Raw genomic sequence first — 18,396 nt, 5'->3', positions numbered from 1 at the left:
GGCTCAGCGCGCGTATTTGACGCCGAACCCCAGCGCTACGACAGAGAACAGCGTGATCATGCCGGCGAAGGCCAGGCTTGCCGTCGTCGGAGTGGCCCAACTCGACAGCAGCCCAATGCCGATCACCGGCAGCGCATTGCCGCAGAAGCAGCAGATGAAGAACGCCGACACCAATTCGGCGCGACGCTCGGCAGGTGCGATCTGGTTCACCACCTGCAGGCCGCCGCGATAGCCGAGCGCCGCCGCCACGCCGCACACAGCGGTGGCGGCAACCATCAGGGACATCGACGCGAAAAACTGAGCAGCAACCATCAGCCCTACGGCCGGGATCATCAGCGCCAGCGCGGCCAGCATGCCGGCGCGACTGGACAGTCGGGTCGTGGCCAGAATGGTCGCGGCCGCAACGATCGACAGTTCAAAGAACAGCCCGCCAGCCTCGGCATGGTTGGCCACATGCAGCTGCTGCGCCAGGATGCTCGGCGCCAGGGCTGCATAGAAGCCGACCAGCGCCATGGCGCCGAAACCGGTGACCGCCGGCGCCACGAAGGCAGCGCGGATATCGCTCGGCACCGATAGCCGTGGCCGCAACGAAACGTCGGTCAGCCTGCCCGGCCGGGACACGGTTTCGCGGGTACGCCAGATCAGCAGCGTCACCACCACCAGCAAGGCAAGATAGACCGCAAACGTTAGTCTCAACGGCCAGGGCGCATATTCGGCGAGCAGGCCCGATGCCAGCGCGCCGAGGCCAAGGCCAACGAAGTTGGTGCTGGTGGCGATGATTGCCGCGCGCGATTTGTCCTTACCTTCGATCAATTCGGCAAGCCAGGCCGTGCCGGTTCCCGCGCCGACGCCGATGCCAAGGCCGCTCAATATGCGGGCGACATCGAGCCATGCAACATTCTCGGCCAGCAGGAACACCACCGCGCTGACCACCGCTATGGCCATCGACGCCAGCGCCGCTGGACGGCGGCCAATGCCGTCGGACAAGCGCCCGAACATCAGCAATGCGCCGAGATTGCCGACGACATAGACAGCGTAGACCAGCGTCAGCGTGATCTGCGAGAAACCGAAGGCCTGCTTGTAGATGACGTAAAGCGGCGTCAGCACCGTGCTGCCGGCGAACAGAGCGGCGATCATGGCGGCAACCGCGGCCATCGCGGGCCGGCCATCGAGTCCATTGTCGCGCGTTATGGTCTCGGCATAGCTGGTCATGGCAACCTCCGGCTAATCGCCCAACGCCCAATTGCGCCCCAACGTCCATGTAAGGATGGCCGTTCCACGCGCCGAACTTCATCCTGACAACCTTGTCAGGATGGTCTTGCCCGAAGTCCTCGCTTAACGTCTTTCCATCGAGAGGGAGAATCCATGGGAAAAGGTAGAGTCGAGGCATTCACCGATGGGGTGGTCGCCATCATCATCACCATCATGGTGCTGGAGCTGAAAGTGCCGCATGGGGAGGATTTTTCAGCGCTTCTGCCTCTGTGGCCGATCTTTTTCAGCTATGTCTTGTCGTTCATCAATGTCGGTATCTACTGGAACAATCTGCACAACATGTTCCACACCGTCCAAAGGGTCGACGGCCGCGTGCTGTGGGCCAACCTCAACCTTCTGTTCTGGCTGTCGCTGATGCCGGCAACGACGGCCTTCATGGGCGAGAACCATTTCGCGCCGGTCCCCGTCGCCGTCTATGGCATCGACCTGGTGCTGTGCGCGGTCGCCTACACCTTTCTCGCCACCAAGCTGCACCATTTGCACGGCAACGACACCGCCTTCGCCAAGGCGCTGGGCAATGACCGCAAGGGCAAGATCTCGGTGGCCCTCTACGCCGCCGCCGTCCCGCTTGCCTTCGTCAACCAATGGATCGGCGTTGCGATCTTCGTGCTGGTGGCCGCCGTCTGGTTCGTGCCGGACACGCGTTTTTCGCGGGTGCTGGAAAAGTAGCGTAGGACGCGTCTACTTGCGCATCGCCTTCAGCTTTTCGGCAACCGACGCCGCAAGGTCGGCATAGCGCTCCTCCAGCCGCTCGGCCGCCTTGATGATCGAAAAATCATGGCCGAATTTTTCCAGCGCCATGCGCAATTTCTCGACGAACTCGGCCTGTTTTTCGAGTGCCGAAAACAAGGTCTTCACCTGCGCTTCGCTTATGTCCGGATTGGCAAGCATCTGTGGCACCTCGCGGCCCATCTGGTCGCCGGTGGCGGTCTGCTCCTTCAGAATCGCTACCCAGTCGGTCAATCGGCAGTCTCCCTGTTCGGCAGCAGCATGCACAGCCGCCGTTGATGCGGTCAACCCGAACACGCGGGACGGCCTTGCACGATGCGCGTCCCGCGCTAAGTTCGGCGCCACCCGAACCCTAGGAAAAAGATCATGACCTCCGACGCCGAAATCCAATCCGCTTTGCCCGCCCTCAGCCGAGGCAACGTCGCCGTCATCACCGGGGGCGCCAGCGGCATCGGGCTTGCCGCTGCCAAAAGGCTGGCGGCTATGGGCATGAGACTGGTGCTGGCCGACATTGGCGGCGCGCGCCTCGATGCGGCCCGCCAGGCAGTCGCCGCGATCGCCGGCGAGAATGCCGTGCTTGCCGTCGCCACAGACGTCTCGAAGGCCGACGAACTCGGCCGGCTGGCGGAAAAGACGCATGCCGCTTTCGGCGCCGCATCGCTGCTGATGAACAATGCCGGTGTCGGCAACAATCCGGGAAAACCGTGGCAGAACGGCGACGCCTGGAAGCGGCTGATCGACATCAATTTCTGGGGCGTCGTACATGGCGTCGAGGCCTTTGCGCCGGCCATGCTGGCCTCCGGAGAGCCGGGCCTGATCATCAACACCGGCTCCAAGCAAGGCATCACCACGCCACCCGGCAATCTCGCCTACAACGTCTCCAAATCGGCATTGAAGACGTTCACCGAAGGGCTGGCGCACGCATTGCGCAACGAGCCGGGCGCGAAGGTCGCGGCGCATCTTCTCATTCCCGGCTTCACCTTCACCGGCCTCACCGAAGGAGCGGTCGAAAAACCGGCTGGCGCCTGGACCGGCGAGCAGGTGGTCGACTTCATGCTGGCTTCGCTGGCGCGTGGGGACTTCTACATCCTGTGCCCCGACAATGAGGTGATGCGGCCGACCGATGAAAAGCGCATGGCCTGGGCGATCGGCGACATCATCGAGAACCGGCCTGCTCTCTCGCGCTGGCACCCCGACCATAAGGACGCTTTCGCGGCCTTTATGGGAAACTGATCGTCGAACTCAGCCAAAGCCGAGACTCAGGCGGGCGCGCGTTTTTTCGCGGTGCGCTTTTGCGAGACGGCCTTCTTGGCCGCGAGTTCGGCGAGCTCGTGGTCATGGCGTTTTGCCGCCCGCTCGCATTTGTCTCTGATCTCCTCGACCTCGGATTCGGTCAGGTGCTCGATGCCGATGAAATGATTGTGGCCCTCGCTGACGCGGATCAGTTCGTCGAGCTTGGCCTGAACCGCGGCACCGTCGCGGTTCTGGGTGTTCTGGATCAGGAACACCATCAGGAAGGTGATGATCGTCGTTCCCGTGTTGATGACGAGCTGCCACGTATCGGAAAAGCCGAAGAATGGCCCGCTTACCGCCCAGACGATAACGATGGCGCAGCAGGCGATGAAAGTCGGCGGCAGGCCCGCCAAGTGCGAAACGGTGTTGGCGATTCTGGTAAACAGCTTTTCGATCATTCACATCCTCAACGGGTCAAAGCGCGATGAGCTGACCAAGGCCGCATTCATCGCTCCAACAATAAACAACCGGCAGCCGCTTCCGGTTCCCTGTCGCAGATGGCATCGCTGATGCAATAGTATGCACGCCAAAGGCGCAGCGCCGTGAAAAGCCGCCTTATCGGTTTGTTGCCATTAGTCACCATGCAGGCCAAAAAACCTGTTCCGTCCGCTTCACGCGGATTTGTCTCCAAGCCCCTTCCGCTGCGCCACCCCCGCATGGCGGAAGGGGTTCGTTGCGTTGCCGCAGACCGGCGGAACTCTTCCCGACACGTGCCGTTCAGAATTTTGGCGCCAGGATTTCGGCCAGCCAGTCGATGAAACCGCGCACGCGCGGCGAGCTCTCAGGAATGCTCTTGCTCCCAGCGATCGAGGAAATCCTCAATCGGCAAGGCCTGCATGTCGGGAACCGCTTTGGCGAGTTTCTCCGGCGGCCAGTCCCACCAGGCGAGGCTTTCGATCCGCGCCGCGATCTCGGAGGGAAAGCGCATGCGCAACGGCTTCGCCGGTACGCCGGCGACGATTGTGTAGGCCGGTACATTCCGCGTCACCACCGAATTGGCGCCGACGATCGCGCCATTCCCGATGCTGATGCCGGGCATGATGACGGCGCCATGGCCGATCCAGACATCGTTGCCGATGCCGACCGCCTTGGCCTGCCGCCGCGCGCGGAACGCCGCGTCGACGCCCAGCCAGCGGAAATACTCGTTCGGCCGGTAGCTGAGCTTGTGCTGCGTGATCCGCTCGATCGGATGCTCCAGCGCATTGATGCGGCTGTTGGCGGCGATCGAGCAGAATTTTCCGATCGTCGTGTAGATCGCCTCGGCGTGGCGCTCGAAATAGGAGAAATCGCCGACATTGACCTCGCGCAGCACCACCCGTTCGCCGATCGAGGCATAGCGGCCAAGCTTGCACGCTTTCAGCTCCGCGGTCGGATGGATGCGCGGCTCCGGATCTTTCAGGACGAGGTTTTCGGTACGGTCCATCTGGCGGATTTACCCCCGCGCAATTGCGGAAGCAATTGTCGCGTGGCGATTGGCCCCGCAAGGGGGCCAACCGTCCGTCAGAGCAATTGCGCTGACACAGGATCCGCTATTTCGGCTTGCCGCCGGTCCACACCACGTTCTGGCCGAACAGCGGCACGGTCGTCACCGACATTTTCGCCGAGCCGTCCTGCACTTGGCGCGAATGCGAGAGATAGATCAGCGTCTCGTTCTTCTTGTCGTAGATGCGGTTCACCACCTGCTTCTTCCAGATCAGGCTGATGCCTTGCTTGAACACCTCTTCGCCGCCCTCGCTCATGTCGATGTCGCCGATGGTGATCGGCCCGGTCTGGCGGCAGGAGATCGAGGAATCAGACGGATCCTCGAACCAGTTGCCCTTGTGCAGCCGGTCGATGACGCTGCGGTCGAAATAGGAGACATGGCAGGTCACGCCGTCGATCTTGGGATCCTTGATCGCCTCGACGATGATGTCGTTGCCGACCCAATCGACGCCGACCTTGCCGACTTCCTCTGCCGCTGCGGCACCGGCGCCAAGGGCAATGCATGCGGCCAGCGCGCCGCCGATCAGTTTCTGCCCAATCCGTCTCTGCCCAGTCCGTCTTTGCAAGGGAGCCTCCTCAGGTTCAGTTTGCCGGTCTCAGGTGGGATAAGGGCCAGCTGTTTGCAAGGTAGCGCCCAGCCCGGTTGCGGCAACGCGGCATCTTTGCCTTGCCCCCTGCGACCGGCTAAGACTGCCGGCAGAGAGGCGCCGATCCGGCGCTCGATGATTTCTGCTACGGACAATTCCTGATGATGCGTTCAATTCTGGTCGGCATTCTCGTTCTGATGGCGGCGGGCATCGGCTGGCTCACCTTTGACTTCTATCGCGGCCACTATGGTGGCGAACCGTATGGCGCGCCATTCACGCTGGTCGACCAGAAAGGCGCGCCAATCACCGAAGCCGCCTTCCGGGGAAAACCCAGCATCGTCTTCTTCGGCTTCACCCATTGCCCGGAAGTCTGCCCGACCACTTTGTTCGAAATGGCCGGCTGGCTGAAGACGCTGGGCGACGACGGCAAGAACCTCAACGCCTACTTCGTTACCGTCGATCCAGAGCGCGACACGCCGCCTGTGATGAACACTTACGTCAGCAATTTCTCCGACCGCATCGTCGGCATATCGGGCGATCCCGACAAGGTGCACGCCATGGCGAAGTCCTTCAACATCTACTGGAAGAAGGTCGACACCGGCGACGGCGATTATACGATGGACCACACCGCCTCGGCGCTGCTGCTCAATGCCAAGGGCGAGTTTTCGGGCACCATCGCCTATGGCGAAAGCGCCGATACCGCGATTGCCAAGCTGAAGCGGCTGGCAGCAGGCTAGGCATGATCCCTAAATGTGGAATCCGGTTTTCTCGGACAGAAAAGTGTTGTCCAGAGATCATGCTCAAGCAAGAGACCAACTGATGGGTCAGACCAGGCTCCACTTCATCGCTGGGAAGATCGAGGCCGACCGCATCTTTGCCGCGCTCGAGCCGGCTTTCGAGGATGAAGGCCTGCCGATCGCCGTGCTCGAAGTCGATGAAGACCGCGACATCTATGAGGTTTCGCTCTACACCGACGGCAATGTCGACGCGGTTGAGGCGCGGCTAAAAGACAGCCTTGTGGGACTGTCCCTGTCGAAGCCGATCGAGCGCGAGGTTTTGCCCGACATCGACTGGGTGGCGCGCTCGCTGGAGGGACTGAAGCCGGTGCGCGCCGGACGTTTCTTCGTCCATGGCGCGCATGACCGCCGGAAGCGCCACAGCGGCGAACTCGCCATCGAGATCGAGGCCGGCCTTGCCTTCGGCACCGGCCATCACGGCACCACGGCCGGCTGCCTCGAAATGCTGGAACGGGTCGTGCGCCGCGAACGTCCCAGGAATGCCCTCGACCTCGGCACCGGCAGCGCGGTGCTGGCAATCGCCGTCGCCAAACTGGCGCATATTCCGGTGCTGGCGACCGACATCGATCCGATCGCCGTCAGGGTCGCCGCCGCCAATGCCCGCCTCAACCACGTCAAGGCGCTGGTTGAAACGGTGACGGCGCCCGGCTTCCACCACCCGATCTTCGGCAAGCGCGCGCCTTTCGACCTCATCGTCGCCAACATATTGGCGCGGCCGCTGATGCGGCTGGCGCCTGAGATGGCCAGGCACATCAGCCTCGGCGGCTCGATCGTGTTGTCCGGCATCCTCGAGCGCCAATGCAATGCGGTGATCTCGGCCTATGTCGGCCAGAATTTCCGGCATGTCAGGACCTTGCATCGCGAAGGCTGGGTGACGATCCACCTGAAGCACTGAGACGCAACGCGCTTTGGACCAATCCGAGCCTGTTGCGATTGGCGAAAATCGATTCCGGTTTTCCGGGTCATGCGCTACGGTCGCGCCCGATACAGGAGGCATACCATGTTCCAGACCTTCGATTCCGCAGGCGACCCCAGCGTCGGCAAGCCGCGCGTGACGTTGCTGCGGCGATGGCTGGCGGATAATGGCCTCGACGGTTTCCTGGTGCCGCGCGCCGACGAGCACCAGGGCGAGTATGTCGCCGATCGCTCGGCGCGGCTGAAATGGTTGACCGGCTTCAGCGGCTCGGCGGGCGTAGCACTTGTGCAGCGTGACCGCGCCTTCATGTTCGTCGATGGCCGCTATACCTTGCAAGTGCGCCACGAGGTCGATCTCGACATTTTTGCGATCGAGAGTCTCGTCGACAACCCGCCGGCCTCCTGGATCAAGGACAATCTCGGCAAGGGCGCCAGGCTTGGCTTCGACCCGTGGCTGCACACGATCGCTGAGGTCAAGGCGCTGAAAACCTCGGCCGAGCAATCCGGCGCGACGCTGGTGCCGCTCGACAGGAACCCGATCGACATCATCTGGAAGGATCAGCCGGCGCCGCCCGTGGCGCCGGTCGAAATCCACCCGATCGGCTTTGCCGGGGAACTCGCCAAGGACAAGCTGGCGCGGCTGGTGGCGGCAATCGGCAAGGAGGGCGCGACGCACGCCGTGCTCACCGACCCCTCCTCGATCGCCTGGGCCTTCAACATCCGTGGCGGTGACGTGCCGCACACGCCGCTGGCGCTCGGCTTCGCGATCCCTGCCGCCGACGGCAAGCACCAGCTGTTCATGGACCAGCGCAAGTTTTCGCGCACGGTCGCCGCCTATCTCACCCAACTCGCCGATCTGCACGAGCCCGGCGAATTCGAGGCGGCGGTCGTTACCCTTGCCAAGGGCGGCGCCAAGATCGCGCTCGACCCGGTGCTGGCGGCGGAGAAGCTGAGAATGCTGGTCGAGGACAATGGCGGCGCATTTGTTTCAGCGGCCGATCCCGCCCGCATTCCGCGCGCCACCAAGAACCAGGCGGAAATCGCCGGCAGCCGCGCCGCGCACCGCCGAGACGGGGCGGCCGTGGCGAAACTGCTGTGCTGGCTGGAACGGCAAAAGCCGGGCACGCTCGACGAAATAACCGTTGTCACCAAGTTGGAGGAGGTGCGCCGGCAGACCGGCGAGGAAACGCAGATGCCGCTGCGCGACGTCTCCTTCGACACCATTTCAGGCAGCGGTCCGAACGGCGCCATCATGCACTACCGCGTGTCGCGCGCCACCAACCGCGAGCTGGCAAAGGGCGAGCTGTTCCTGCTCGATTCCGGCGCCCAGTATCAGGACGGCACCACCGATATCACCCGCACGGTGCCGATCGGCCAGCCGACCGAGGAGATGCGCGAGCGCTTCACACTGGTGCTGAAAGGTATGATCGGCATTTCCACTCTGCGCTTTCCCGCCGGCACGCGCGGCTCGGAAATCGACGCGGTGGCGCGCATGGCGCTGTGGAAGCATGGCTGCGACTTTGCCCACGGCACCGGCCATGGCGTCGGCTCCTATCTGGCGGTGCACGAAGGGCCGCAGCGCATCGCCCGCACCGGCACCGAAAAGCTGCTGGCCGGCATGATGCTGTCCAACGAGCCCGGCTATTACAAGGAAGGCTCCTACGGCATCCGCATCGAGAACCTGATCCTGGTGACACCGGCTGAACAGGTGGAGGGCGGCGACATCGCCATGCACGGTTTCGAGACGCTGACGCTGGCGCCGATCGATATCAGGCTGATCCGCACCGACCTGTTGACGCGCGAGGAGTTGCACTGGCTGGATACTTACCATGCCTGGGTGCTGGCCGAGATCGGCCCGATGCTCGACGGCGAGACGCTGGCTTGGCTGGAGAAAGCGACAGCGCCGCTGCCGCACGACGCCAAGATCTGAAATGAGCTTCTTTCTCCCCGTCACTATACGGGGAGGTGAGGAGCGGTCCGCGAAGCGGACGAAAAGCCAATTGCTTGGCTTTTCGAGTGACGAACGCCCGCCAGGGCAATGAGCGGCGGCGCCGACAGTTCGAAACTGTTCCGCGCGCAGGCGCCCTATGCCACAAACTGCCGCGCGAGGACCAGCACCACCGCCCCGGCCAGAAACATCGCCATCAGGCCGCCGCGCAGCGAGACCACAGCGGCGACGACCAGCGCCGCCCATTCCGCCGGTCCGGCGCTAAGTGCGGCGGGCGCCACCAGCGTCGTCAACACTGCGGCCGGCACGGCATTCAAACCCGCCTCGACGCGTGGATGGATGTGGTCGAAGCGCGAGATCACCAGATGGCCGCCGACGCGGGTGAGATAGGTGGCGATCGCGCCGGCAATGATGATCCACAAGTTCGCGCTCATCGTTTTGCCTCCACACCGCTATGGTGCGGCGGCAGGATGACGGCCAGAAGCACGCCTGCAACGGCGCCGATGGAGACGTGCCATGGCGATCCCACAGTTTTGTAGGCAATGATCGACGCCGCGGCGCTGGCGATCACCACCGGCAGCCACAGTGGCCGGTTGCGAAAGCCCATGACCAGCCCGAGGAAATAGATCGGCAGCAGGAAGTCGATGCCGAGCGCATGCGTGTCCGGGATCAGCTTGCCGAACACCGCGCCCAGCGCGCTCTCGATCCCCCAGAACACATAGACCGGCAGGCCAAGCCCCATGTACCAGGCAAAGCCAACGGTCTCGCCGGCTTCGGCCTTACGCTCGGCCACCGCGAATTGCGGATCGGTGAGCACGAAATAGCCCAGCGCTTGGCTGATAACCGGCCAGTGCGCGATTCGCCGGCCGATGCTGGCGGAGTAAAGCACGTGACGGAAGTTTACGGCGAAGATCGACAGCACGATCAGCCATGGCGCGACATGCTGGCCGAACAATTCGATGCCGACCATCTGGCTGGCGCCGCCGAAGATCAGCGCGCTCATCAAGAAAGCTTCGAGAACGGAAAAGCCGTTGTCGACGGCGATGGCGCCGAACAGCAGCCCAAATGGCGCCGCGGCGACAACCACCGGCATCGACAGCCGCACGCCGTCCCAGAAGTCGCTGGCCACGGAATTTTCGCTTAAGGTCTCTGCCGACATGTCACATTCCCATCTCGCGCTGCTATGTAGGAGCCGGCGTTTGAAAAGTCAGACGAATTCGCTTGAGCCAACAAATCAGCGAAACTGATGTTGTAAAAACAAATGAGGGGGTTCGGATGATCGCTTATGACTTCACCGGCAGGCACGCGGTCGTCACCGGCGCCGGTGGCGGTATGGGCGAGGCGATCTCGCTGGCGCTGCTCGATGCCGGCGCCTCGGTCACCGCCATCGACGTCAAGCCGCGTCCGGCGTCGCTTGCCGCCTATGACGACCGGCTCACCTTTGCCCAGGGCGACCTCACCGACGCCGCCTTCGTCGAGCAGACCATCAATGCCGCGGGCCGCGAGCGCGGCGGCATCGATTATCTCGCCAATGTCGCAGGCGTGCTCTGGTTCGGTCGCGACAAATCGGCCCTCGAGATGGACCTCGATGTCTGGGATCAGGTCTTCAACATCAATCTGAAATCCTTCGTCCACACCGCGCGGGCGGTGGTTCCGCATATGCGGGCCGGCGGACGCGGCGGCGCCATGGTGCACTTCTCCACCATCCAGTGGTATCGCGGCGATCCGACCCCGCAGGATGCCTACCAGGCATCGAAGGCCGGCGTCTGTGCGCTGTCGAAGTCGCTCGCCATGCAGTTGGCGGGCGATGGCATCCGCTCCAATTCGATCTGCCCGGGAATGGCGTTGACGCCGCTGCAGGCGCGCTGGGACACCGAAGAGAAACGCGCGGCCGTTGCCAATTATGCGCCGCTCGGCCGCATCGGCACGCCGCAGGACATGGCCAATGCCGCGCTATTCCTGCTTTCCGATGCGGCAAGCTACATCACCGGCATCGAACTGGCAGTCGACGGCGGTCTTTTGATGCGGATGTAGCCGTGCAGTGCGCCGGGCTGATTTAGCTCCGCGGTGCCGTGCCCTGGATCGCCCTGCCCCAGTCAAGCAGCGGCTTGGCGCGCAAGGCGAAATCGACAAGCTCGTCGACCAGCGTCGGCGCGTGAATTCCAGCCGGATCGATCATGTGCTGGACATAGAAGTGCCGGTTGCGGATGGCGTCGACAAGATCGGGTTCGTTGACCTGCTCGAAGCCGCGCGGCGTGCGCTTCATGCGGCCCTCGGTTTCAAGTTCGAAGCCGTTTTTCTTCAGCGTTGAGAGCAGTTTTCGGAACTCGGCCGGCCGGGCGACGATCGCCTTGCGCATCGCCAGCAGCAGGGACGGCTCCGGATTCCACCAGGCGACATCGGCAAAGCAGCGGTCGATCCCGACATAGACGAAGAACACGCCCTGCTCCATCTTGGTGCCATCCGGCGACAGCATGGCCGACAAATGCTGGTTGTAGGGCCGCTTGTCCTTGGCGAAGCGCACGTCGCGGTTGATGCGAAACAGTGACTTCTTGCGGTCTCCGCGCAAGCCCAGACCCGCCGCCGCGAAGCGCTCGGTCAGCGTCTCGACCAGATCGCAGAACGGCTCATGCAACTCGCTGTCGTAAAGCGCGCGGTTTTCCTGGAACCATTCGCGGCTCTGGTGGAAGTCGAGCGCCTTGAGGAACGGTATGGCCTTTTGCCCGAACCCTTTGAACGAACCGGCGGTCATGCCTTGCCGACCCGTTGCAGCCATGTGTCCTCGTCGATGACTTCGACGCCGAGTTCGCTGGCCTGCTTCAGTTTGGAGCCAGCGCCCGGCCCGGCCACCAGCAGATCGGTCTTCGCCGACACCGAACCCGCCACCTTGGCGCCGAGCCGTTCGGCCATCGCCTTGGCTTCGGAGCGTGTCATCTTTTCCAGCGTGCCGGTGAAGACGATGGTCTTGCCGGCAACCTCGCTGTCGGTCGACACGGTGACGACATACGGCTTCGGCTTGACCTGTTCGAGCAGTCTGTCGAGCACGTCGTCATTGCGTTCATTGCCGAAGAAATCGCGCAACGCATCGATCACTGTATCGCCAATGCCGTTGATGGAGGGGAAGACGCTGTGCGGATCCTCAGCCGCCGCCGTTTCCTTGCCGACGCGGATCAGCTCCTCGATGGTCGAAAACGTCCGGGCAAGCACGGCCGCCGTCGTTTCGCCGATATGGCGGATGCCGAGTGCGAAGATGAAGCGGTCGAGCTCCGGCTGGCGGCGCGAATCGATGGCCGCGAACAGCTTGTCGAGACCTTCATAATTGCGGTCCTCGACACCGCGCACATTCTTGCGCGCCTTGCCCGATGCCGCCTCGCGCAGCCGCGCCTGCTCCTCGCGCCGCTCGGCCAGCGCCCTGGTGACGGCCGGGCGGCGATCCCTCAGGGTAAAGATATCGGCGGCGGTCTTGACCAGTCCCGAATTGAAGAACAGGTCGATATTCTCGGCGCCCAGCCCCTCGATGTCGAGCGCGCCGCGCGACACGAAATGACGCAGCCGTTCCACGGCCTGGGCGGCGCAGATCAGCTCGCCGGTGCAGCGCCGGCGCGAATCCTCCTTGCCGGTCTTTTCGTTGATTTCGCGCGTCGCCGGCGAGCCGCAGACCGGACAAATGTGCGGGAATTCGTAAGGCACCGCATCAGCCGGCCGCTTGTCGACGACCACGCTGACGATCTGCGGAATGACATCGCCCGCCCGTTGTATGACAACCGTGTCACCGATGCGGACATCGATGCCGTCGCGAATCGGCAGGCCGTTGCTGTCAAAGCCCTTGATGTAGTCCTCATTGTGCAGCGTGACGTTTTCGACCACCACGCCGCCGACCGTGACCGGCGCCAGCCGCGCCACCGGCGCCAGCGTACCGGTACGGCCGACCTGGATGTCGATCTTCTGCACCGTCGTCATCGCCTGTTCGGCCGGGAATTTATGCGCAACCGCCCAGCGCGGCTCGCCGGTGACAAAGCCCCAGCGACGCTGCAATTCCAGCTGGTCGACCTTGTAGACGACACCGTCGATGTCGTAGCCGAGCGACGAACGCAGCTCCTCGATCTTGTGGTAGTGCGCGATCAGCTCCTCGACAGACTTCGCCCGCACCATCAATGGGCTGACCTTGAACCCCCATTCGGCGAATTTCTGCACCGAATCATATTGGGTCGGCGCCGGATCCGCTGTCGTATAGCCCCAGGCATAGGCAAAAAATTTAAGATTGCGGCTGGCGGTGACGGACGCATCCTTCTGTCGCAAGGAGCCCGCTGCCGTATTGCGCGGATTGACATAGTCCTGGCCGCCCACCGCCGCCGAGCGGGCCTTCAGTGCCTCGAATTCCGCATAGGTCATGTAGACCTCGCCGCGGATCTCGATGGTCTCGGGCCAGCCCGATCCTTTCAGCTTGGCGGGGATGTCGGCGATGGTCCTGAGATTGGCGGTNTCTCGATGGTCTCGGGCCAGCCCGATCCTTTCAGCTTGGCGGGGATGTCGGCGATGGTCCTGAGATTGGCGGTGATGTCCTCGCCTACAGTGCCGTCGCCGCGCGTAGCACCCTGCACGAACACACCGCGTTCATAGCGCAGCGACGCCGACAGGCCGTCGATCTTCGGCTCGGCCGTAAACGCGATGTCGAGGTCCTTGTCGCGGTCGAAGAAGCGCCGGCCACGCTCGATGAAATCGGTGACGTCCTCGTCTGTGTAGGCCTTGGCGAGGCTGAGCATCGGCACCGCATGGCGCACCTTGGCAAAGCCTTCCGCCGGCGCGGCGCCGACCCGCAGCGAGGGCGAATCCTCGCGCACCAGACCGGGAAAGCGCTCCTCGATGGCAAGATTGCGCCGCCGCAGCGCGTCATATTCTGCGTCCGTAATCGTCGGCGCGTCCTCGGCATGATAGCGCCGGTCATGACCGGCGATCTCCTCGGCCAGCCGCTGGAGCTCATCCGCGGCTTCGCTTTCGCTCAACGATTCGACTGGTTTTTCAGACATGCAGCGGTCCCTGGACAGTGGCGAGGCACCATAAATCAGGATTTCGGAAAAAGCATTCCTGAACAGCGGGATGGAGCCATATCCTGACTCAGTCCGAAAGCCTTGCGACGACTACGCTGCAGCAATATTCTCGCGCAGCAGCCGTTCCGCGGCTGCGCGCGCCTCGTCGGTGATGGTAGCGCCGGCCAACATGCGCGCGATCTCTTCCTGGCGCGCCGCCCGGTCCATTTCGGCGATGCCGGTGGCGACCTTGTCCGAGCCGCCGGATTTGGAGATCAGGAAATGCGTCGCAGCACGTGCCGCCACTTGCGGAGCATGCGTGACCGACAGCACCTGCACGCGCTTCGACAGCCTGGCCAGCCTTTGGCCGATCGCATCGGCCACGGCGCCGCCGACGCCGGTGTCGATCTCGTCGAAGACCAATGTCGGCGCCGAGCCACGGTCGGCCAGCGCCACCTTGAGCGCCAGCAGGAAGCGCGACAGCTCGCCGCCGGAGGCGACCTTCATCATCGGCCCAGGCATGGTGCCGGGATTGGTGCGCACCCAGAACTCGACCTGGTCGATGCCTTCTTCCATGCGGTTCTCGCCATCGCTGGCCAGTTCGACGATGAACTCAGCCCGTTCCAGCTTCAGCGCCGGCAATTCGGCCATCACAGCCTTGGTCAGGCCGACCGCGGCCGCATGGCGAAGGGCGGAGAGCTGGGCTGCGGAAATATCGTAGGCTTCTCGCGCCGCTGAGGCCTGCTTTTCCAGGACATGCAGGCGCCCCTCGCCGGCATCAAGATCGGCGAGATCGGCGGACATGGTGTCGCGCAGTTGCGCCAAATCGTCAACGGCCACACTGTGCTTACGTGAGGCCGCACGCAGCGAAAACAGCCGCTCCTCCGCCTTCTCCAGCCTCTGCGGGTCGTATTCGGTGGCGCGCAGTGCCGCCTCGACGCCCGATTGCGCTGCATCCAGTGACAGCATCGCCTCGTCCAGCGACTTCACCACATCCTCGAGCAGTCCCGGCGCTTCGCTGGCCTTGCGCTGCAGGCGCCTCAGCAGGCTGGCCAGTTGCGGCAGCGGCGAGGACGGGCCTGACAGCACATCCTGTGCATCGTGTATTTCCGAGGCGATCTTTTCCGCCCGCATCATCGTTGCACGCAATTCCGCCAGCTGTGTCTCTTCGCCGGGCTGCGGATCGAGCTTTGCCAGTTCCGCCACCGAGGCCCTGAGATAATCGGCCTCGCGCGCCGCTGCCTCGACCTTGGCGCGGTGCCTGGCAAACTCCTGCTCGGCGCCGCGCCAGTAGCGCCACGCCTCGCCGGTCGCGCGGGCGGCGCCGAGATGGCCGCCAAAACTGTCCAGCAATTCGCGATGCGCGCCTGGATCGACCAGGGCGCGCTCGTCATGCTGGCCGTGGATCTCGACCAGCGCGTGGCCTATGTCGCGCATCAGCGTGACGCTGGACGGCTGGTCGTTGACGAAGACACGGGTACGGCCATCCGCGGTCTGCAGCCGGCGCAGGATGATGTCGCCGTCATCCTCGATGGCGTTTTCGGCCAGCAGCGCGCGCACCGGGTGGTTGCGCGGCACATCGAAGACGGCAATGACCTGGCCCTGGGCAGCACCGTGCCGCACCAGCGAGGCGTCGCCGCGCGCGCCAAGCGCCAGCGACAGCGCGTCGAGAAGGATGGATTTGCCGGCGCCGGTTTCACCGGTCAGCACGGAAAGGCCGGGCTGGAAGTCGATATCCAGCTTCTCGATCAGGACGATATCGCGGATCGACAGTCTGGAAAGCATCAGAACCCGGACCTCAAGCAATTCCAGGAAAAGTGCGTAGCGGTTTTCCGTCCGGAATTGCGTAGAACAAAAAGTTAGGACGGTTCAGCGCCTCAATCAAACCACTGAACCGCTGTGAAGCGGCATGCGACCGATGGAGTCGCAGCGCCGCACTATCTTTTTGTTTGAGCGTCGGATCAATCCGAAAAGCGCGTTCCGCCTCAGTCGATGCTCGGGCGTCAGGCGCCGGTGATCAGCTTGCCGGCCTTGGATATCCACGATCCGGCATTCTCGCGCGGCTCAAGCCCGTTGCTCTGCAACAGCTTGTAGGTATCCTTGTACCATTGGCTGTCGGGATAATTGGTGCCGAGCACCGCAGCGGCGGTTTGCGCTTCCGAGGTCAAGCCCATCGCGTAGTAGCTTTCGGCCAGACGCGCCAGCGCCTCTTCGACATGGCGGGTGTTGGAATAGTTCTCGACCACGTTGCGGAAGCGCTTGACGGCAGCAATGTATTCGCGCCGCTCGAGATAATAGCGGCCGATCTGCATCTCTTTGCCGGCCAGCTGGTCGTTGGCGAAACGGATCTTTTCCTTGGCGTCGTCGACATATTCCGACGTCGGCCAGCGCGTCACCAAATCCTGCATCGTCTGCACGGTCTGGCGTGCTTCCTTCTGATCCTGGGTGACGTCCTTGATCTGCTTGTAGTAGCTCAGCCCGATAATATACTGGGCGTAAGCCGCGTCGTCGGTCGACGGATAAAGCGTCAGATAGCGCTTGGCCGAGCCGATTGCTTCGTCATAACGGCCGGCGCGATAGTCGGCGAAGGCGCCCATCACCATCGACTTGCGGGCGAATTCCGAATACGGGTGCTGGCGGTCGACGGCGTCGAACTTCTTGCTCGCCTCATCCAGGCGGCCGGCATTGAGATTGGCAAGGCCTTGATTGTAAAGGACGTCGGCCGGTTCGGTCTGGTCGACATAGGTCGACAGGTCGACGTCTTTCTCGGACGACATGCAGGCTGAGAGGAACAGCGATGGCACAACCACCGAAAGCGCCAGGAAAACAGCCCGATACGGCGCTTTCGATTGACCAACTCGCTTGAAGAACATGATCGGATTGCGCCCTTTCGGCGTTAGTTCAATGCCTTTCGCATGGCGTTCCCTCAAAACTGATCCCCACTTTTGAGCGACATGCGCCTAACAGACGGCAGCAGCCATAAACCATAACTGCCTTGCCCAGCAACGCTATGTCTAGCCAATCGCACATTTTTGTGGCGGCTTGGTGTTGCCCCGAATGCTACGCACTTTCACTGGCCGGTGATGCTTTCGTGCAACACCGGCCAGCGTTCAGAAAGCCAGAAAATCGTTAAGAATCAGATCACCCAGGGCGCAAAGACAGGGCCGGTGACGGCGCTCATCTCGGCGGTGCGGCCGCGCTCGCGGCGCGTGGTCTCGACGACCTCGAAGGCCGAACGGTCGGACAGAAGCCGCCGCAAAGCAGCCGCATTCATCCGGTGACCGCCGCGATAGGAGCGGAAGCAACCGATGAAACGGGCGCCGGCCAGCGCCAGGTCGCCCATCGCGTCCATCGTCTTGTGGCGAGCGAACTCATTGGGGTAGCGCAGGCCGCCCATGTTGATCACCCGGTTGTCGTCGCCGATCACCAGCGAGTTCTCCAGCGAGGAGCCCAGCGCATAGCCGGCCGCCCACAGCCGCTCGACATCCTTCATGAAGCCGAAGGTGCGGGCGCGCGCGATATCCTGGCGAAAGATGTCGGGGTTGATGTCGGAGGCGAATAGCTGGCGGCCGATCGCCGGGCTTTCGAAATCGATCTCGACCTCGAAGCGCGTGCCGCTATAGGGCCTGAACTCGGCCCAGGACGCGCCATTCTCGATGCGGACGGGCTTGACCACCCTGATGTAGCGGCGCTTGACCGCCAGCGTCTCGATGCCGGCTTGGTCGATGGCTTCCACGAACGCCACCGCACTGCCATCGAGGATCGGAACCTCATGACCGTCGATCTCGATGACGATGTTGTCGATGCCGAGCCCGAAAAGCGTCGCCATCAGATGTTCGACGGTGGCGATATGCTCGCCTGCCGGATCGCCGAGCATGGTGCAGAGATCGGTCGCGCCGACTTCAGCAACCAGCGCGCGGAACTCGCGGCTCTCGCTTCCGTTCGAAAGGTGGAAGAGCACGCCGGTGTCGGCGTCCGCAGGGAGGAAATTGACGGTGACCGGTTTGCCGCTGTGAACGCCGGTACCGGTCAGCGTTGCACGCGATTTCAGTGTCGTCTGATAGTCTTGCAAGACAAACCCCATAGCCCAAACGCCTAAGTCCGCTTTAACCCAAAAGGCGCGGCTCTTTTTTATCGGCAGGCAGGGCCACTTCCCCGAATCCCAGCACACCGAAAGTGCTGCGGCAAAGATAATGGTCTGTCAGGGAGACTCCAAATCACGGTTTCTTACTCTGTGTAACCGCGACAGACCTTGAGCGTCACATCATAACGCCTTGTTATTAAACCACTTTAAACGTTAACAGGCAGACAATCTCTCGTCTGCCTGTTGACAAGTGTTACATACC

17 protein-coding genes and 1 pseudogene are annotated in these 18,396 nt (G+C 63.0%); 6 read left to right on the top strand and 12 right to left on the bottom strand.

Translation table 11 applies throughout. The features are described 5' to 3' along the window. Nucleotides 1–3: 3 nt before the first annotated feature. Nucleotides 4–1,212, bottom strand: a complete 1,209-nt coding sequence (locus tag X730_RS148490) for an MFS transporter (RefSeq protein WP_023826607.1) — start codon at nucleotides 1,210–1,212, stop codon at nucleotides 4–6. Between the two features lie 153 nt (nucleotides 1,213–1,365). Between X730_RS148490 and X730_RS148495 the strand changes: the two genes are divergently transcribed. Continuing rightward, entirely contained in the window at nucleotides 1,366–1,941 is a 576-nt protein-coding gene (locus tag X730_RS148495; protein ID WP_023682120.1) for a TMEM175 family protein, read from the top strand. Nucleotides 1,942–1,953: 12 nt separating this feature from the next. Here the strand turns inward: X730_RS148495 and X730_RS148500 are convergent, their stop codons facing one another. Continuing rightward, the gene (locus tag X730_RS148500; protein ID WP_023668298.1) at nucleotides 1,954–2,235 is read right to left on the bottom strand and encodes a hypothetical protein; all 282 of its coding nucleotides are present in this window, start codon (nucleotides 2,233–2,235) and stop codon (nucleotides 1,954–1,956) included. A gap of 132 nt (nucleotides 2,236–2,367) precedes the next feature. Here X730_RS148500 and X730_RS148505 point away from each other — a divergent pair, with 132 nt between their 5' ends. Beyond that, nucleotides 2,368–3,234: an SDR family NAD(P)-dependent oxidoreductase gene (locus tag X730_RS148505; protein ID WP_023826606.1), complete on the top strand. Its 867-nt coding sequence runs from the start codon at nucleotides 2,368–2,370 to the stop codon at nucleotides 3,232–3,234. Between the two features lie 26 nt (nucleotides 3,235–3,260). Here the strand turns inward: X730_RS148505 and X730_RS148510 are convergent, their stop codons facing one another. The 3 genes from X730_RS148510 to X730_RS148520 form a co-directional block, all read right to left on the bottom strand. Next, on the bottom strand, nucleotides 3,261–3,692 hold the full coding sequence (locus X730_RS148510) for a low affinity iron permease family protein (RefSeq protein WP_031197064.1): 432 nt from the start codon (nucleotides 3,690–3,692) through the stop codon (nucleotides 3,261–3,263). Between the two features lie 383 nt (nucleotides 3,693–4,075). Then, nucleotides 4,076–4,717, bottom strand: coding sequence for a DapH/DapD/GlmU-related protein (locus X730_RS148515; RefSeq protein WP_023688044.1), 642 nt, complete (start codon nucleotides 4,715–4,717; stop codon nucleotides 4,076–4,078). 106 nt (nucleotides 4,718–4,823) lie between these two features. Then, a complete protein-coding gene (locus X730_RS148520) occupies nucleotides 4,824–5,342 on the bottom strand; it encodes a CreA family protein (protein WP_023753104.1) in 519 nt (172 codons plus the stop codon). A gap of 182 nt (nucleotides 5,343–5,524) precedes the next feature. Between X730_RS148520 and X730_RS148525 the strand changes: the two genes are divergently transcribed. The 3 genes from X730_RS148525 (at nucleotide 5,525) to X730_RS148535 (ending at nucleotide 9,005) form a co-directional block, all read left to right on the top strand. Further along, nucleotides 5,525–6,100, top strand: coding sequence for an SCO family protein (locus tag X730_RS148525; RefSeq protein WP_023697009.1), 576 nt, complete (start codon nucleotides 5,525–5,527; stop codon nucleotides 6,098–6,100). A gap of 82 nt (nucleotides 6,101–6,182) precedes the next feature. After that, nucleotides 6,183–7,055, top strand: a complete 873-nt coding sequence (locus X730_RS148530; RefSeq protein ID WP_023733063.1) for a 50S ribosomal protein L11 methyltransferase — start codon at nucleotides 6,183–6,185, stop codon at nucleotides 7,053–7,055. Nucleotides 7,056–7,160: 105 nt separating this feature from the next. Next, nucleotides 7,161–9,005, top strand: a complete 1,845-nt coding sequence (locus X730_RS148535) for an aminopeptidase P family protein (RefSeq protein ID WP_023753103.1) — start codon at nucleotides 7,161–7,163, stop codon at nucleotides 9,003–9,005. A 155-nt stretch (nucleotides 9,006–9,160) separates the two neighbouring features. Here X730_RS148535 and X730_RS148540 read toward each other — a convergent pair whose 3' ends face one another. Together X730_RS148540 and X730_RS148545 are read right to left on the bottom strand one after the other, a co-directional pair. Then, entirely contained in the window at nucleotides 9,161–9,457 is a 297-nt protein-coding gene (locus tag X730_RS148540; RefSeq protein ID WP_023826605.1) for an AzlD family protein, read from the bottom strand. Next, nucleotides 9,454–10,182, bottom strand: a complete 729-nt coding sequence (locus X730_RS148545; RefSeq protein ID WP_023668289.1) for an AzlC family ABC transporter permease — start codon at nucleotides 10,180–10,182, stop codon at nucleotides 9,454–9,456. Before X730_RS148545 ends, X730_RS148540 begins: the two co-directional genes overlap by 4 nt. Before the next feature lie 116 nt (nucleotides 10,183–10,298). Here X730_RS148545 and X730_RS148550 point away from each other — a divergent pair, with 116 nt between their 5' ends. Beyond that, entirely contained in the window at nucleotides 10,299–11,057 is a 759-nt protein-coding gene (locus X730_RS148550; RefSeq protein ID WP_023682129.1) for an SDR family oxidoreductase, read from the top strand. 22 nt (nucleotides 11,058–11,079) lie between these two features. Here X730_RS148550 and X730_RS148555 read toward each other — a convergent pair whose 3' ends face one another. The 5 genes and pseudogenes from X730_RS148555 to lpxC all read right to left on the bottom strand — a co-directional run bounded on the left by X730_RS148555 (nucleotide 11,080) and on the right by lpxC (nucleotide 18,134). Continuing rightward, nucleotides 11,080–11,775 carry a TIGR02453 family protein gene (locus X730_RS148555; protein ID WP_023682130.1) on the bottom strand — a complete coding sequence of 232 codons (696 nt, stop codon included), beginning with the start codon at nucleotides 11,773–11,775 and terminating at the stop codon, nucleotides 11,080–11,082. Continuing rightward, a pseudogene (ligA, locus tag X730_RS01000000164515) lies at nucleotides 11,772–14,050 on the bottom strand (NAD-dependent DNA ligase LigA). The gene X730_RS148555 and the pseudogene ligA overlap by 4 nt, the downstream one beginning before the upstream one ends. A 111-nt stretch (nucleotides 14,051–14,161) precedes the next feature. Continuing rightward, the gene (gene recN, locus X730_RS148560) at nucleotides 14,162–15,835 is read right to left on the bottom strand and encodes a DNA repair protein RecN (RefSeq protein ID WP_023826604.1); all 1,674 of its coding nucleotides are present in this window, start codon (nucleotides 15,833–15,835) and stop codon (nucleotides 14,162–14,164) included. A gap of 218 nt (nucleotides 15,836–16,053) precedes the next feature. Continuing rightward, entirely contained in the window at nucleotides 16,054–16,923 is an 870-nt protein-coding gene (locus X730_RS148565) for an outer membrane protein assembly factor BamD (protein ID WP_023668284.1), read from the bottom strand. 263 nt (nucleotides 16,924–17,186) lie between these two features. After that, nucleotides 17,187–18,134: a UDP-3-O-acyl-N-acetylglucosamine deacetylase gene (gene lpxC, locus X730_RS148570; RefSeq protein WP_023668283.1), complete on the bottom strand. Its 948-nt coding sequence runs from the start codon at nucleotides 18,132–18,134 to the stop codon at nucleotides 17,187–17,189. Nucleotides 18,135–18,396 lie beyond the last annotated feature (262 nt).

The sequence above is a fragment of the Mesorhizobium sp. L103C131B0 genome, from assembly GCF_000502275.1.
In the GTDB taxonomy this organism is placed as follows: Bacteria; Pseudomonadota; Alphaproteobacteria; order Rhizobiales; family Rhizobiaceae; genus Mesorhizobium.
The sequence above is the reverse complement of the archived record's forward strand: the minus strand, read 5'-3'. Positions and strand labels throughout refer to the sequence as shown.